The following is a 15096-nucleotide window of genomic DNA, read 5'->3' as shown; positions in this document are numbered from 1 at the left end:
AGCTCAGGGAAACGTCAACGACTCCGCGGACACCTGCGGCACCAGGTCCTGCGCGGCGGCCTCGGCCAGCAGCGTCCGCACCGCCTCGTACCCCTCCGCGCCCAGGTCCTCCGTGAAGTCGTTGACGTAGAGGCCGATATGGCGGGCGGTCACCTCGGGTGACATCTCCTGGGCGTGGGCCCGCACATAGGCGCCGGACGCGGACGGATCCGCCCAGGCGGCCCGTACCGACGCGCGGGCCGCGTCCGCGAGGCGCCGCAGCGCGGGCCCGCCCAGGGAGCGCTTCGCGACGATCGCGCCCAGCGGGATGGGCAGGCCCGTCTTGGCCTCCCAGTGTTCTCCCATGTCGGCCAGGCTGTGGAGCCCGTACGACGCGTAGGTGAAGCGGGCCTCGTGGATGACCAGTCCCGCGTCGACGCGGCCGTCCCGTACCGCCGGCATGATCTCGTGGAACGGCAGCACGACCACCCGCCCCACGCCCCCCGGCACCGCCCGCGCCGCCCACAGGCGGAAGAGCAGATACGCGGTGGAGCGCTCGCTCGGGACGGCGACCGTACGGCCGGACAGGTCCGTCCCCGGCTCCCGCGCAAGGACCAGAGGCCCGCAGCCGCGTCCCAGCGCGCCGCCGCAGGGCAGCAGGGCGTACTCGTCCAGGATCCACGGCAGCACCGCGTACGACACCTTCAGCACGTCCAGTTCGCCGCGCTCGGCCAGGTCGTTGGTGACGTCGATGTCCGCGAAGGTGACGTCCAGCTCCGGGGCGCCGGGCACCAGGCCGTGCGCCCACGCGTGGAAGACGAACGTGTCGTTGGGGCAGGGGGAGTACGCGATACGCGTCGTGCCGGTCACGGGGCTCGGTCCTCCAGCAGGTCCGGGAAGGGGAAGCTCGCGCTCAGCGCCTCGAACGCGGCGCTCAGCCCGTCCAGCGCCTCGCCGATCCGCCAGGCGGCGCGGTCGCGGGGGCCGACGGCGTTGGAGACGGCCCGCAGTTCGACGGCGGGCACTCCGTGCGCGGCGGCGGCCTCGGCCACACCGAAGCCCTCCATGGCCTCCGCCCCGGCACCGGGGTGACGGGCGGCCAGCTCGGCGGCGCGCGCGGCGGTGCCGGTGACGGTGGAGACGGTGAGCACGGGCGCGACGAGGCACACCGGCGGCCGCGTCCCGTGCCGTACCGCGTCCGCGAGCGCCCTGACGAGCGCGGGCGGCGGCACATGCACGGACCGGCCGAAGCCGAGCCGCTCGACGGCGAGATACCCCTCGGGGGTCTCGGCGCCCAGATCGGCGGCGACGATCGCGTCGGACACCACGAGGGTCCCGAGAGGCGCGCGCGGCACGAACCCGCCGCCGATCCCGGCGGAGATCACCAGACCGTACGGGTGGGGCGCGGCGGCCAGCGCGGTGGCCGCACCGACGGCGGCCGCGGCGGGCCCGACCCCGGCGTCGACCACGTCGATGACGACCCCGCCGGTCAGGGCGTGGCTCGTCAGGACGGAGCCGGTCGGGAGGGGCCGGGTGGTGCGGGTGGCGGAGGCGGGAAGGCCGCGGGCGACGGAGGACGCCTCCGCCGCCACCGCGGTCACGACCAGGACGCGCAGCGTCACACCCGCTTGAAGGTGAAGCGGTAGACGCCGATCGCCTTGTTCTTGTCCGTCTCCAGGATCGCGATCTCCGCGGTGTCCGCGACCTCGCCCGTCGGGCTGGAGAAGAACGGGCTGGCGGAGATCGAACGGTACGTCTTCTTGTACGGCTCCTGCTCGGCGCGCTGGCCGTTGATCAGCAGCGTCCAGCCGTTCTCCGCGACCTCCGGGTCGACGCCGAAGCGGACCCGGTCGTCCACCGACATCTCGATGGTCTTGCCGTCCTTCGCGGTGACGCACTTCTCGATCTGCGACTCCTTGAGCCCCTCGGTGTCGTAGCACCCGGAGGCGGCCTCGGTGTTCACCGAGGTGGTGCCGACCGTCACGGTCGCGAGAGGCGTCGGCTTATCGCAGGCGGACAGGACGAGCAGGCCGGCGGAGACGGCACCCAGAGCGACGCCGGCCCGGCGGGCCCTTCCGGAGAGGAACGCAACGGTCATGGGGCGAAGGCTATCGGGCCGGGCCACCGGTGGCGCGAGCGGGGCTCGCACGACGCGCGGGCGACGCGGCGACGACTCCGGCGAACGGCCCTGGCCCCGTCACCCGCGCACCGGCGGACCGGCCGCCGTCCGGCCCTCCGAGGACCAGCCGCCACCACCCGGACGCCCCGGCCCGGCCACCCGCACCCCCGCCACCGGGCCGCCGCCCGTCCCGCACACCGGAACACACCACCCCGACGGCACCCGGACGGCGGGGCGCACACGACACGGCGGCGACCCCGGCCCGTCACCGTCACCCGGATGCCCGCCGGGCCCGCCTCCCCGCGGCGGCGCACCACCGTGCCCGCCGCCGTGCCGCGCCGAGACGATCAGGCCGCGGCCCGCGACCGCCACCCCGAGCGCCAGGATGGCCGCCGCGACCGACATGCCGAGCGCGCCGTTCAGCGGCAGGGCGATCCCCACCGCGCCGCCGACCACCCACGCCATCTGGAGCAGCGTCTCCGACCGGGCGAACGCGGAGGTCCGTACCGATTCGGGCACGTCCCGCTGGATCAGCGCGTCCAGCGACAGCTTCGACAGCGCCTGCGCCAGCCCGGCCGTCGCGGCGAGCAGCGCGATCACCAGCCCGCTGAAGAACACGGCGGCCAGCACCGCGGCGGCCAGCAGCAGCGTCAGCATGGTCGCGATGATCACCTCGGGCGCGCGGGCCCTGAGCCAGGACCCGATCGCCGTGCCGCACGCGTTCCCCGTGCCCGCCGCGACACCCACGACGGCCAGGGACACCGCCGCGCTCTGCCCGCCGAGCGGGTGGACGCGCAGCAGGAAGGCCAGGAAGAAGATCAGGAACCCGGAGAGCCCCCTGATCGCGGCGTTCGCCTGAAGCGCGTGCAGGACCGCCGGGCCGACCGTCCGGAGGCTGGGCTTCTGCTCGCCGTGCGTCAGCATGTGCGCCTTGCGCTCACCCTTGGCGGAGTCGACCTTGTGCGGCAGCGTGAACGCCAGGAACGTCCCCACGACGAACAGCGTGAAAGCCCCGTAGAGGGGCCATTCGGGGCCGATGCGGTGCAGCCCGACGCCGATGGGTGCGGCGAGTCCGGTGGCGAGGAGCCCCGCGAGGGTGACGCGGGAGTTGGCCTTCACCAGCGAGAAGCGGGGCGGGAGCAGCCTCGGGACGACAGCCGAGCGGACCACTCCGTACGCCTTGGAGGCGACGAGCACGCCGAGGGCGGCCGGGTACAGCTCCAGGCCGCCGGTGGCGACGGCGCCGGACAGGGCGATCGCGAGCAGCGCGCGGGCCAGCATGGCCCCGGCCATGGCGGCACGGCGGCCGTGCGGGATGTGGTCGAGGAGAGGGCCGATGACCGGCGCGAGGAGGGTGAAGGGCGCGAGGGTGACCGCCAGGTAGAGGGCGACCCGGCCCCTCGCCTCGTCCGTGGGGACGGAGAAGAAGACCGTCGACGCGAGCGCGACGGTGATCAGGACGTCACCGGCGCCGTTGACGGCGTGCAGCTCGATCAGTTTGCCGAGCCCGGACTCCCCGGCCCCCTGCGCGTGCGTGGCCCGCCGGACGCCCCGCGCGGTGGCGGTGAACGGCAGGTGCAGTGCCCGCCCGACCCGCCGGGCACCCCCGGCCTTGTGGGCACGGGGCCCGGGAGGCGGCGGGAGCGTTCCGTCCGGCGGCGGCCCGGGAGGCGGGGGCGGCGGGGAGCCGCCGGGCGTCACGGGCCCCGTGGGCGGCTCCGGATGTGCGGGCGTCTCCGGGTTCCCGGGCTCGGCGGCGCCGCCCAGGCGGGAGGGGTCTGGGCGCTTCGGAGGCTCCGGTGACCCGGGCGACGGCCGTGCGCGTACCACGTGGCCATACTGCCCCACTTGCGGCTTTCGTGAACGGCCGAACGGGCGGCGAGGGGCACCCGACGGGGCTCTCGTCCAGGCCTCCGTACGGCTCCGCCATGCGTGAGCACCCCCCGACTTGGGACGCGCATGTGGGCCCCGGGCGGTGGAAGAGGTAGCGTGCGTAGCGCGCCACCGGCGGAAAAGCCTCGGCCGCGCGCCGCTTCGGCATCCCGCAGAATGGATGACGTGAGGTGTGCCCGAGCACGTCGGGCGTGGACGTCGATGCGGTCCTGGGGTCCGCTCCGCCCGTCGCCCGTGCTGTCGCGCATCGGCCGGTGCACCTGTGAGACGGCGTAGGAGAGAAGCGAGACCTGTGAGTGCTGCGACGACGCGAAGCCGTACCCGGCGTACCCCCGCCCTCGACCGCCTGTGCGCCGAGGCGGTAGATCTCGCCCGGGACGCCGCGAACGAGGCCGCCGCACCCGGCGTCGTCGGGGACCATGTGGAGGCGGTCGCCGAAGGGGACCGGGTCGTCACGCACTTCTTCGCGTGCCAGGAGGCGGGCTACCGCGGCTGGCGCTGGGCGGTGACGATCGCCCGGGCGTCACGCGCGAAGTCCGTGACCGTGGACGAGACGGTCCTGCTGCCGGGCCCGGACGCGCTCCTCGCCCCCGAGTGGGTGCCGTGGAGCGAGCGGCTGCGCCCCGGCGACATGGGCCCGGGCGACCTGCTGCCGACCGAGGCGGAGGACCTGCGGCTGGAGCCGGGCTACTCCGGTGAGGACGAGGCGCCGCCGAACTCCGCGGTGTCCGCGGAGATGACGGATCTGGCGGACACGGAGGACGCCGAGTTCGTGACCCGAACCCCGTCGCGGGGCGCGATCGCGGCCGTGGCGGAGGACCTCGGCATGCGCCGGGCCCGCGTCCTGTCCCGCTACGGCCTGCACGTGGCGGCGGACCGCTGGGAGGAGGCGCACGGGGCGAAGACGCCGATGGCCCAGGCGGCCCCCGCGTCCTGTGTGTCCTGCGGCTTCCTGATGCGCCTGGGCGGCTCGCTGGGCCAGGCCTTCGGGGTCTGCGCGAACGAGTTCTCCCCGGCGGACGGCCGGGTCGTCTCCCTCGACTACGGCTGCGGCGGCCACTCCGAGGCGGCGGTCATGCCGAAGCCCCCGCGCCCGGCGCCGCCGGTGCTGGACTCCGTGGCCTCCGACGAGTTCCCCCTCCGCCCCGCCCGCGACAGCGGCTCGGTCCCGGAGACCCCGGACACGGCCTCGGAGGACCTCGGCCACAGCTGAGCCCCTGGGGCCGGACTCGGGCGCGTCCGGCGATCGGGGACGAGCAGCCGGGTCCCCCCAGGGGGCGCGGGCGCCCGCACGGCTCGGGGCGCGGTACCTTCGGCGGCGGAGGGTCCCGTACGAGCAGAAGCGGAGCACATCGTGAGCCTGAGGCCGACCGCCGCACCCGAGGCCGCCGATCCGTTCGGGACCGCCCGGCTGCGGCGCGGGGTGCTCGACGCCTGGGGAGCGGGTCCCGCGCGGTTCCGCGAGGACGCCAACGCCGAGGAGGAGCTGAGTCTCGGCGGCTACCGCGACCGGCTCGTCGTCGAACTGGCCCAGAACGCCGCCGACGCAGCCGCCCGCGCCCGTGTGCCCGGCCGGCTGCGGCTCACCCTGCACCCGGCCGACGCCGACGGGCCCGCCGTCCTCGCCGCCGCCAACACCGGCGCCCCGATCGACGCCACCGGCGTCGAGTCGCTGTCCACGCTCCGCGCCTCCGCCAAGCGGGAGGGGCACGAGGGGGCGGTCGGACGGTTCGGGGTCGGGTTCGCCGCCGTGCTCGCGGTGAGCGACGAGCCCGCCGTCATCGGGCGGCACGGGAGTGTCCGGTGGTCGCTGGCCGAGGCGCGGGGCATGGCCGCGGAAGCCGCGCGGGTCAGTCCGGGCCTGGGCGACGAACTGCGGCGGCGCGAAGGCCATGTACCGCTGCTGCGGCTGCCGTTGCCCGCGCAGGGCACGCCGCCCGAGGGATACGACACGGTCGTCGTCCTGCCCTTGCGGGACGCCGCCGCCGTGGACCTGGTCGAACGTCTCCTGGCCGCTGTCGGGGACGCCCTGCTGCTGACCCTGCCCGGGCTGACCGAGGTCGTCGTCGAGACGCCCGCCGGGGCCCGCACCCTCGCCCGTTCCGCCGATCCGGACGACCCCTCGTACGTCCTCGTCTCCGACTCCTCGCGCGGCACCGCCCGCTGGCGGACCGTCACCCGGCAGGGGGCGCTCGCGCCCGGGCTGCTCAAGGACCGTCCCGTGGAGGAGCGGCTGCGGCCGCACTGGTCGGTGACCTGGGCCGTGCCCGTGGACGGGGAGGGGGCTCCGGTACGGCCCGACACGTCTCCCGTGGTCCACGCGCCGACCCCCACCGACGAGCCGCTGAGCCTCCCCGCGCTGCTCATCGCCTCGTTCCCGCTCGACTCCACCCGCCGCCACCCCGCCCCCGGCACGCTCACCGACTTCGTCGTGGCCCGGGCCGCCGACGCGTACGCCGAGCTGCTCGCGGAGTGGAGACCCGTGTCGGCCGGGACCGTCGACCTGGTGCCGGGGCCGCTGGGGAAGGGCGTGCTCGACGGGGCGCTCCGGGGGGCGATCCTGGAGCTGCTCCCCCGGGTCGCGTTCCTCCCGCCCGCCGCGCCCTCCGAGGAGCTGCCCGCCCTGCGGCCGTTCGAGGCCGAGGTGGTGGAGGGTGCCGGGGCCGAGACCGTACGGGTGCTGGCCGAGGTGCTTCCCACGCTGCTGCCCGCCGGGCTGGAGCGGCGTGCCGAGCTGCGCGCGCTCGGGGTGGCCCGGCTGCCGCTGGGCGACGCCGTCGACCGGCTCGCGGGCGCCGAGCGGGCGCCCGACTGGTGGTACCGGCTGTACGACTCCCTCGCGGGCGTCGACCCGGACCGGCTGACCGGCCTGCCGGTTCCCCTCGCGGACGGCCGCACCACGGTCGGCCCCCGCCAGGTGCTGCTGCCGCTGCCCGACACCCCGGCCGACCTGGGGCGCCTCGGGCTGAAGGTCACCCACCCGGAGGCCGCGCACCCGCTCCTGGAGAAGCTGGGCGCCCTCCCGGCGACCCCGCGGGCCGTTCTGACGACCCCCCAGGTGCGGGCGGCCGTCGCCGCCTCCCTCGACGGCGGGGACAGCTGGGACGAGGACGCCCTGGAGCCGGAGGAGCTGGCCGACACCGTGCTGGCCCTCGTCGGGGAGGCCGCGCTGGAGCCGGGCGACGAGCCCTGGCTGGGGGCGCTCGCGCTGCCCGACGAGGAGGGGGAACTGGCCCCGGCCGGTGAGCTGGTGCTGCCCGGCAGCGCCTTCGCCTCCGTCATGCGGGACGGGGAACTCGCGCTGTGCGATGCGGAGTTGGCTCAGCAGTGGGGTGTGCAGCCGCTCGCCGCCTGCGGCGTGCTGGCCGACTTCACCCTCGTACGGGCATCCGATGTCGTCATGGATCCGGACGAGTTGGAGCCCCGTGACACCGACTACGCCGAGCCGGACGACGTCGGCCTGCTGGACGCGGTGGACGTGTGGTGCGAGGACGCACTGGACCGGCTGCCCGAGTCGCCCGTGCCGCCGGTCGCGACGGAGATCGTCGCGGTACGGGACCTGGAGCTGGTCGACGACGACAAGTGGCCGCAGGCACTGGCCCTGTTGGCGCAGCCGCCGCTGCGGGACGCGCTGACCCAGCGGGTGCGGGTGCTGCTGCCGGACGGCACGACCGAGTCCGTCCACTCGTACACCGCCTGGTGGCTGCGCGACCACCCCGTGCTCGACGGGCGGCGCCCGGCCGGGCTGCGGGCGGCGGGCGCGGACCCGCTGCTGGAGGGGCTGTACGAGGCGGCCGACACGACCGGCTTCGGCGACGCGCAGGTCCTGCACGCCCTGGGCGTGCGCACGTCGGTGGCGGCGCTGCTGGACGAGCCGGGCGGCGCGGCGGAGCTGCTGGCCCGGCTGGCCGACCCGGAACGGACGGTGACCGGCACCCAGCTCCACGCGCTGTACACCGCCCTGGCCGACCTGGACCCGGAGCAGGTGACCCTGCCGGACGAGCTGCGCGCGGTGGTGGACGGCGAGGTGCGGGTGGTGGACGCGGGCGAGGCGCTGATCGCGGACTCCCCGGACCTGCTGCCGCTGACCGCCGGGCTGCCGCTGCTGCCGGTGGCCCCGGCACGCGCGGCGGAGCTGGCGGAGCTGCTCCAGGTGCGGCGGCTGGGCGAGGCGGTCTCGGCTCCCGTCACGACGGAGGGCGAGGAGCACGCGGTACCCGCGTCGGTGACCGAGCTGCTCGGCGCGGCGACCCCGGAGACGTACGTCGAGCACGAGGAACTGGTGGTCGAGGGCGGTGCCGGGCTGGACTGGCGGCGGACACCTGACGGCGTGATCCACGCGGCCACCCTGGAGGGCGTCGCGGCCGGCCTCGCCTGGGCGGCGGGCCAGTGGCCGCGGCGCTTCGAGGTGGCGGCGCTGCTGGAGGACGAGTCGCGCACGGAGGAGCTGGCGCGGGACCGGTGGTTCGACTGAGGGACGGGTCCGGGCAGCGGTGGGCCGGGGGCGGTGGCCGCCTCCGGCTCGGTCCCCGGAGGTGAAGCCCCGGGCGGCGGAGCCCCTGGACGGTGAAGCCCCTGTCGGCTCGGCCCGCCGGCGGCGGCATCAGGCCGGGAACCTCCGCCCCACCCACCGCCACGCGAACTCCAGCATCCCCGCCGCCGCCGCCGCGATCCCCACCGCCGCCCACGGCATGGTCGTGCCCACCAGCTTCAGGGCGAAGAAGTCCTGCAGCCAGGGCACGGCCAGCACCAGCAGAAACGCCGCGCCCATCGCCGCGACCAGCGCGATCCGCCACCAGGTGTAGGGCCGGGCGATGATCGCCAGCACCCACAGGGACACCAGGAACAGCGTCAGCGTCGCCGCGCTGGTCTCCGCGTCCAGCGCTCCGGGCCCGCTGTAGTGGCTGCCCGCCAGGGTGTACGTCGTGAAGGTGGCCGCCGCCGCGATGAGCCCCGCGGGGATCGCGTACCGCATGACGCGCCGGACGAAGTGGGGCCGGGCCCGCTCCTTGTTGGGCGCGAGCGCCAGGAAGAACGCGGGCACACCGATGGTGAGCGTCGACAGCAGCGTCAGGTGCCGCGGCAGGAACGGGTACTCCAGCTGGAAGACGACGACGAGGACGGCGAGCAGCACCGAGTAGACGGTCTTCGTCAGGAACAGCGTCGCCACACGCGTGATGTTGCCGATCACCCGCCGCCCCTCCGCGACGACCGACGGCAGCGTCGCGAAGCTGTTGTCGAGCAGCACGATCTGCGCGACCGCCCGGGTGGCCTCGGAGCCGCTGCCCATGGAGACCCCGATGTCCGCGTCCTTGAGGGCCAGCACGTCGTTGACGCCGTCGCCGGTCATCGCGACGGTGTGCCCGCGGGACTGGAGGGCGCCGACCATGTCCCGCTTCTGCTGCGGGGTGACCCGGCCGAAGACGGCGCCGTCCTCGATGGCGCGGCCCATGGCGTCGCGGTCCTCGGGGAGGCGGCGGGCGTCGACGGCGCGGTCGGCGCCGGGCAGGCCGAGCTTGCCCGCGACGGCGCCGACGGAGACGGCGTTGTCGCCGGAGATGACCTTGGCGTCGACGTTCTGGTCGGCGAAGTAGGCGAGCGTGGCTCCGGCGTCGGGGCGCAGCCGCTGTTCGAGGACGACGAGGGCGGCGGCGCGGGCCTTGCCGACGACGGCCGGGTCGTCCAGTTCGCCGCTCGCCCGGGCCAGCAGGAGGACCCGCAGGCCCTGCTTGTTGAGGGCGTCGGTCTCCCCGAGCGCCGGGTCGCCTGCGGGCAGCAGCACGTCGGGCGCGCCGAGGAGCCAGGTGCTGGTCTGGCCGTCGCCCTCGCTGAGTGCGGCGCCGCTGTACTTGCGGGCGGAGGAGAAGGGCAGGGCCTCGGTGCAGCGCCAGTCCTCGCTGTCGGGGTAGGCGTCGATGATGGCCCGGAGGGAGGCGTTGGGATGGGGGTCGGCGTCTCCCAGGGCGCCGAGCACCTTGCACACGTACGCCTCGTCGGCGCCGTTGAGGAGCCGGAGCCCGGTGACGTCCATGCCCCCCTCGGTGAGGGTTCCGGTCTTGTCGAGGCAGACCGTGTCGACGCGGGCGAGGCCCTCGATGGCGGGCAGTTCCTGGACTAGGCACTGTTTGCGGCCGAGCCGGATGACACCGATGGCGAAGGCGACGGAGGTGAGGAGGACGAGCCCCTCGGGGATCATCGGGACGATGCCGCCGACGGTGCGGGCGACCGAGTTCTTGAAGCCGGTCTCCTTGACGACGAGCTGGCTGATGACGAGCGCGGTGGCGGTGGGGACCATCATCCAGGTCACGTACTTGAGGATGGTGGAGATGCCGGAGCGCAGCTCGGAGTGGACCAGGGTGAAGCGGGAGGCCTCCTCCGCGAGCTGCGCGGCGTAGGCCTCGCGGCCGACCTTGGTGGCGGTGAAGGCTCCGCCGCCGGCGACGACGAAGGACCCGGACATGACGGTGTCGCCGGGCTGTTTGAGCACGGGGTCGGCCTCGCCGGTGAGCAGCGACTCGTCGACTTCGAGCCCGTCGGCCTCGACCACCCTCCCGTCGACGACGACCTTGTCCCCGGGCCCCAGCTCGATGAGGTCCCCGAGCACGATCTCGGACGTGGACACCTCGGTGGGGGTGCCGTCCCGGCGCACGGTCGGCTTGGCCTCCCCGATGACCGCGAGGCCGTCGAGGGTCTTCTTGGCACGGAGTTCCTGGAGGATGCCGATGCCGGTGTTGGCGACGATCACGAACCCGAACAGGCTGTCCTGAATGGGCGCGACGGCCAGCATGATCGCCCACAGCACGCCGATGATGGCGTTGAACCGGGTGAGGACGTTGCCCCGGACGATGTCGGCGGTGGAGCGGGAGGACCGTACGGGTACGTCGTTGACCTCACCCCGCGCGACCCGCACGGCCACTTCGGCGGCGCTCAGCCCACCTGCCCGGGCGGCCCCGCCCTGGCCCGTCTCCGTCGTCACGTCGTCAGTGCCGGCGCGCTGCGTCATGACTCCGACGGTACGGCCGGATGCCCGCGCTCACCCCTGGAACGGCGCGAAGATCCGACCGGGGCGGGAGCCGGACGGCCCCACGGGGGTACGGCTCCGGGGCCCGGGGCGCGCCGTGCTCACCAGGCGTCGAGCACCTCCACTCCGGGCGGCGCGAACGCCGCCACCGCCGCGGCCAGCCGGTCCTTGTCGAGCCGCCAGCCGTTGACGGCGCGGGAGGCCATGACGACGTCCGGGGGAACGTCCGGCACGAGAAACCCGCTCAGCGCGCGGGCCCGGTCGCCCTGCCCGGCGCCGGGCAGCCGCGGTGCGTCCTCGCGGCGGGCGAGGCCGACGTACGGCATGTGGGCGGCGCCGGTCTGCCGCCACAGGACGACGGCCTCGATGTCGTCCCACGGGACGTGGGCGGTGGTGGCCCGATGGCGCGGAGGCGTCCCGCCCAGCAGCACACCGCTCTCGTCGACCCGGAACGCGACCCTGCGGCTCAGCGCAACGCACGCGAGAAACAGCCCACCGCCCCCGAAGAACGGGAGCACCAGCAGATACAGCGCCAGGGGCGCGCCCGGCAGCAGCACGGTCGAACAGAAGGCCGCGCAGACGGCGACCACCCCGAGCGTCCGCCGGTCCCACCCGTACCGCGCGCTGTACGCCGCCGTCGTCGCCTTCTCGCCATTCATGGCGTGATCGTGCCAGCCACCCGCCTGGCGGGGAACAGGCGTGCGCGACGACCGGCCGGGGGGCACCGCCCCGCGCCGCCCCCTCAGGCCCAGTCGGCGCCCGGGTCCCGCTCCCCCTCCGCCGCGCGGCGGATCGCGGCGTCACGCTTGCGGACGTACCAGACGCCCAGCAGCCCCAGCGCACCCCCGGCCAGGCAGGTCCAGACCCAGTTCTCCCAGCCGCGGTCCGCGAACCACCCGTAGAAGGGGAGCTGGAGCAGGAACAGGGCGAACCAGATGACCGTGCCGCCGGTGATCGTCGCGACGACCGGCCCCTCCAGGGGCTCGGGCGCCTCGTGCTTGGGGGTCCACTTCGCCATGCCCCACATCGTAGGCGCCGCGGCACGGCAGCCCACCCGGGCATCGCACGCACGTTCTACGCGCGGAGATACCGATCTTCGACTCATGCATTCATACTGAAACGGTTTTGCGGTGACCGGCTTTGATCGTGTGAAGACACAAGGAGGCGCGGACACCTCCCCCGCCCCCACGAGGTTCTCCATGCCACCCACGGCCACCGCTCCCGCCGCGGCGCCCGTCGCCCCCGAGCCGCAGCCGACCGGCACCAGCGTCCTGGACCGGTTCTTCAAGATCTCCGAGCGCGGCTCCACCCCCGCCCGCGAGATCCGCGGCGGGTTCGCCACCTTCTTCGCGATGGCCTACATCATCGTGCTGAACCCGATCATCCTCGGCAGCGCCAAGGACATGTACGGGCACCAGCTCGACAGCGGCGAACTGGTCACCGCGACCATCGTGAGCGCCGCGTTCACCACGCTTCTGATGGGCGTCATCGGCAACGTCCCCATCGCGCTCGCCGCAGGACTGGGCGTCAACACGGTCGTCGCACTCCAGCTCGCGCCGAACATGTCCTGGCCCGACGCCATGGGCATGGTGGTCATCGCGGGCTTCATCGTGATGCTCCTCGTGGCCACCGGTCTGCGCGAACGCGTCATGAACGCCGTGCCGACCGGCCTCCGCAAGGGCATCGCCATCGGCATCGGCCTGTTCATCATGCTGATCGGCCTGGTGGACTCCGGCTTCGTCTCCCGCATCCCGGACGCCGCCCAGACCACCGTGCCGCTCCAGCTCGGCCTCGACGGGCACCTCACCGGCTGGCCGGTGCTGATCTTCGCCGTCGGCACGCTGCTCACCCTGGCACTGCTGATCCGCAAGGTCCCGGGCGCGATCCTCATCTCGATGATCGTCATGACGGCCGCCGCGATGATCGTGAACGCGGTCGCGACCGTCCCGTCCTGGGGCCTGACCACCCCCGAATGGCCGGGCAGCCCGCTCGCCACCCCCGACTTCGGGCTCATCGGCCAGGTCAGCCTCTTCGGCGGCTTCGAGAAGGTCGGCCTGCTGACCGGCTCGCTCTTCGTCTTCACCGTCCTGCTGTCCTGCTTCTTCGACGCGATGGGCACGATCCTGGGCGTCGGCGACGAAGCGAAACTGATGGACAAGGACGGCAACCTCCCCGGCATCAACAGGGTGCTGCTCGTCGACGGCTTCGCCGTCGCCACCGGCGGCGCCACCTCCTCCTCCGCCACCACCTGCTACGTCGAGTCGACCGCGGGCGTCGGCGAGGGCGCCCGTACGGGCCTGGCATCGGTCGTCACCGGCGGTCTCTTCGCCGTCGCGCTGTTCCTCACGCCGCTGGCCACGATGGTCCCTTCCCAGGCGGCCACACCCGCGCTGGTCGCGGTCGGCTTCCTGATCCTGGCCGGATCGGTCCGGGACATCGACTGGAGCGACTTCACGATCGCGGTGCCCGCGTTCCTGGCGATGGTGATGATGCCGTTCACCTACTCGATCACCAACGGCATCGGCATCGGCTTCATCGCCTTCAGCGTGCTGCGGCTCGCCACCGGACGGGGCCGGGAGGTACCGGCCGCGATGTACGTGGTGTCGGCGGTGTTCGTCTTCTCCTACGCCGTGCCGTCGCTGGGTCTCACCTGACGCTCAGGTGAGACCGTAGAACTTCTCCGTCTCGTCGACGGCCGCGCTGAAGCGCTCGTCGAAGTCGGCCCGGACGAGCGTCCGGACCACGTAGTCCTGGACGCTCATCTGGCTTCTGGCGGCATGCTGCCGCACGCGTTCGAGCAGATCGCCGTCCATCCTCAGACTGAGGACGGTTGATCCCCCGGTTCCCCCCGCCCCCGTCTGTCCCGTCGTCCCCGTGGATTCCATGCCCGACAGGGTCGCGGCCCCGCCCGCGCCCACGCGTCGCTTTTCATAAGACTGTCACTCCTACGAGTGATTCAGCCGCGCGACAGCACCCATCTGCGGTACGAGAACGCCTTGGCGACCCCGAGCATCCCGGTCACCCACAGCACCACCCCCGCCCCCATCCCCAGCACCACGTCCGCGACCGTACGGGCCGCGCCCGCCGCCCCGAACGACGCCCAGAGCCCCAGCACGCACGGCACGAACGACAGCAGCAGCCAGGCCAGACTCAGCCCGGGCGCCCGCAGCCGCCCGTCCGTCCCGGGGTCCCGCTCCAGGCCCCGCCACGCGTCCATCAGCCGCCGCGCCTCCCGGTCCCGCCGCACCCCGCGCACCGCAAGCAATGCCGCCGCCACCAGCGCCCCCAGCCCCAGCGGCACGAGCACCGGCGCCGCGATCAGCACCATCCGGTCCCCGTACCTGCCGAGTCCCTGCAACGGCACCGTGAACAGCACCCACCCGAGCGCCCCCAGCGCCCCCGACAGCCAGAGCACCGCCAACCGCCCCAGTCCCAGCCACCGCCCCCGCAGCACCTCCATCGCCCGCCCCCGGTCCGCCAGCAGCGCCTCCCGGTCCGGCCAGGCCCGCAGATGCGCGGGCGGCGGAGGCGGCGGCAGGGGTGAGCGGGGCATACGGCTCCCTCGACTGGTCCTTAGGCAGGGTAATGAGTTACTCTAACAAACATGCCTGACCTGTCCCACGGCAACGGCGCCGAGGCGAACGCCGCGGCCGTCAACGCGCTTCGATCGTCGATCATGCGGCTCTCCCGTCGCCTGCGGCACCAGCGGGTCGACGAGTCACTGAGCCCCACCGAGATGTCGGTGCTCGGCACCCTCGCCCGCTGCGGCCGGGCCACTCCCGGCGAGCTGGCCCGCAAGGAACACGTCCAGCCGCCGTCGATGACCCGCATCGTCGCTCTGCTGGAGGCCAAGGGCCTGGTCACGCTGGAGCCGCATCCCGACGACCGGCGGCAGAAGGTCGTCAGCCGCACCGAACTGGCCGACTCCATGCTGGAAGAGTCCCGCCGCAAGCGGAACGCCTGGCTGGCGTCCCTCGCGGAGGGCCTGGACGAGGACGAGTGGGCCAGGCTGCGCGCTGCCGCACCCGTACTGGAGAAGCTGGCACACCTGTAGGGAGCACCCGACCGCCGAGGAGGCGAACCC

13 protein-coding genes are annotated in these 15096 nt (G+C 74.2%); 4 read left to right on the top strand and 9 right to left on the bottom strand.

Annotated elements, in window-relative coordinates:
* Positions 1–3: 3 nt before the first annotated feature.
* From I3F58_RS03645 to I3F58_RS03630, 4 genes are all read right to left on the bottom strand, one after another.
* A complete protein-coding gene (locus I3F58_RS03645; protein ID WP_240106694.1) occupies positions 4–849 on the bottom strand; it encodes a 1,4-dihydroxy-6-naphthoate synthase in 846 nt (281 codons plus the stop codon).
* On the bottom strand, positions 846–1595 hold the full coding sequence (locus I3F58_RS03640) for a futalosine hydrolase (RefSeq protein WP_240106731.1): 750 nt from the start codon (positions 1593–1595) through the stop codon (positions 846–848). Before I3F58_RS03640 ends, I3F58_RS03645 begins: the two co-directional genes overlap by 4 nt.
* A 2-nt stretch (positions 1596–1597) precedes the next feature.
* Positions 1598–2077 carry a DUF2771 domain-containing protein gene (locus I3F58_RS03635; protein WP_240106693.1) on the bottom strand — a complete coding sequence of 160 codons (480 nt, stop codon included), beginning with the start codon at positions 2075–2077 and terminating at the stop codon, positions 1598–1600.
* A 99-nt stretch (positions 2078–2176) separates the two neighbouring features.
* Positions 2177–3799, bottom strand: a complete 1623-nt coding sequence (locus I3F58_RS03630) for an MFS transporter (RefSeq protein ID WP_374207898.1) — start codon at positions 3797–3799, stop codon at positions 2177–2179.
* Positions 3800–4283: 484 nt separating this feature from the next.
* Here I3F58_RS03630 and I3F58_RS03625 point away from each other — a divergent pair, with 484 nt between their 5' ends.
* A complete protein-coding gene (locus I3F58_RS03625) occupies positions 4284–5204 on the top strand; it encodes a DUF3027 domain-containing protein (protein ID WP_240106691.1) in 921 nt (306 codons plus the stop codon).
* A 141-nt stretch (positions 5205–5345) separates the two neighbouring features.
* The gene (locus I3F58_RS03620; protein WP_240106690.1) at positions 5346–8465 is read left to right on the top strand and encodes a sacsin N-terminal ATP-binding-like domain-containing protein; all 3120 of its coding nucleotides are present in this window, start codon (positions 5346–5348) and stop codon (positions 8463–8465) included.
* Between the two features lie 129 nt (positions 8466–8594).
* On the opposite strand, the gene I3F58_RS03615 is transcribed toward I3F58_RS03620, so the two are convergent.
* The 3 genes from I3F58_RS03615 to I3F58_RS03605 all read right to left on the bottom strand — a co-directional run bounded on the left by I3F58_RS03615 (position 8595) and on the right by I3F58_RS03605 (position 12030).
* Entirely contained in the window at positions 8595–10994 is a 2400-nt protein-coding gene (locus I3F58_RS03615) for an HAD-IC family P-type ATPase (protein WP_240106689.1), read from the bottom strand.
* Between the two features lie 119 nt (positions 10995–11113).
* On the bottom strand, positions 11114–11671 hold the full coding sequence (locus tag I3F58_RS03610; protein ID WP_240106688.1) for a hypothetical protein: 558 nt from the start codon (positions 11669–11671) through the stop codon (positions 11114–11116).
* An 83-nt stretch (positions 11672–11754) separates the two neighbouring features.
* Positions 11755–12030, bottom strand: a complete 276-nt coding sequence (locus I3F58_RS03605; RefSeq protein ID WP_240106687.1) for a DUF2530 domain-containing protein — start codon at positions 12028–12030, stop codon at positions 11755–11757.
* A gap of 181 nt (positions 12031–12211) precedes the next feature.
* Here I3F58_RS03605 and I3F58_RS03600 point away from each other — a divergent pair, with 181 nt between their 5' ends.
* Positions 12212–13666: an NCS2 family permease gene (locus tag I3F58_RS03600; RefSeq protein ID WP_240106686.1), complete on the top strand. Its 1455-nt coding sequence runs from the start codon at positions 12212–12214 to the stop codon at positions 13664–13666.
* Between the two features lie 3 nt (positions 13667–13669).
* Here I3F58_RS03600 and I3F58_RS03595 read toward each other — a convergent pair whose 3' ends face one another.
* Both I3F58_RS03595 and I3F58_RS03590 read right to left on the bottom strand, forming a co-directional pair.
* Complete coding sequence (locus I3F58_RS03595; protein WP_308354944.1) at positions 13670–13897, bottom strand: ribbon-helix-helix protein, CopG family; 228 nt, start codon at positions 13895–13897, stop codon at positions 13670–13672.
* Positions 13898–13968: 71 nt separating this feature from the next.
* The gene (locus tag I3F58_RS03590) at positions 13969–14565 is read right to left on the bottom strand and encodes a hypothetical protein (RefSeq protein WP_240106684.1); all 597 of its coding nucleotides are present in this window, start codon (positions 14563–14565) and stop codon (positions 13969–13971) included.
* A 51-nt stretch (positions 14566–14616) separates the two neighbouring features.
* Here I3F58_RS03590 and I3F58_RS03585 point away from each other — a divergent pair, with 51 nt between their 5' ends.
* On the top strand, positions 14617–15066 hold the full coding sequence (locus I3F58_RS03585; protein ID WP_240106683.1) for a MarR family winged helix-turn-helix transcriptional regulator: 450 nt from the start codon (positions 14617–14619) through the stop codon (positions 15064–15066).
* Positions 15067–15096 lie beyond the last annotated feature (30 nt).

It is taken from the genome of Streptomyces sp. MUM 203J (assembly GCF_022414595.1).
Taxonomy (GTDB): domain Bacteria; phylum Actinomycetota; class Actinomycetes; order Streptomycetales; family Streptomycetaceae; genus Streptomyces.
This window is presented reverse-complemented; position numbering and strand designations above follow the sequence as displayed.

Excerpts from the sequence above, each read along its gene's own strand:
- I3F58_RS03635 (WP_240106693.1), bottom strand. The coding sequence starts at position 2,077 with ATGACCGTTGCGTTCCTCTCCGGAAGGGCCCGCCGGGCCGGCGTCGCT.
- I3F58_RS03615 (WP_240106689.1), bottom strand. The coding sequence starts at position 10,994 with ATGACGCAGCGCGCCGGCACTGACGACGTGACGACGGAGACGGGCCAG.
- I3F58_RS03610 (WP_240106688.1), bottom strand. The coding sequence starts at position 11,671 with ATGAATGGCGAGAAGGCGACGACGGCGGCGTACAGCGCGCGGTACGGG.
- I3F58_RS03605 (WP_240106687.1), bottom strand. The coding sequence starts at position 12,030 with ATGGCGAAGTGGACCCCCAAGCACGAGGCGCCCGAGCCCCTGGAGGGG.
- I3F58_RS03600 (WP_240106686.1), top strand. The coding sequence starts at position 12,212 with ATGCCACCCACGGCCACCGCTCCCGCCGCGGCGCCCGTCGCCCCCGAG.
- I3F58_RS03595 (WP_308354944.1), bottom strand. The coding sequence starts at position 13,897 with ATGGAATCCACGGGGACGACGGGACAGACGGGGGCGGGGGGAACCGGG.
- I3F58_RS03590 (WP_240106684.1), bottom strand. The coding sequence starts at position 14,565 with ATGCCCCGCTCACCCCTGCCGCCGCCTCCGCCGCCCGCGCATCTGCGG.
- I3F58_RS03585 (WP_240106683.1), top strand. The coding sequence starts at position 14,617 with ATGCCTGACCTGTCCCACGGCAACGGCGCCGAGGCGAACGCCGCGGCC.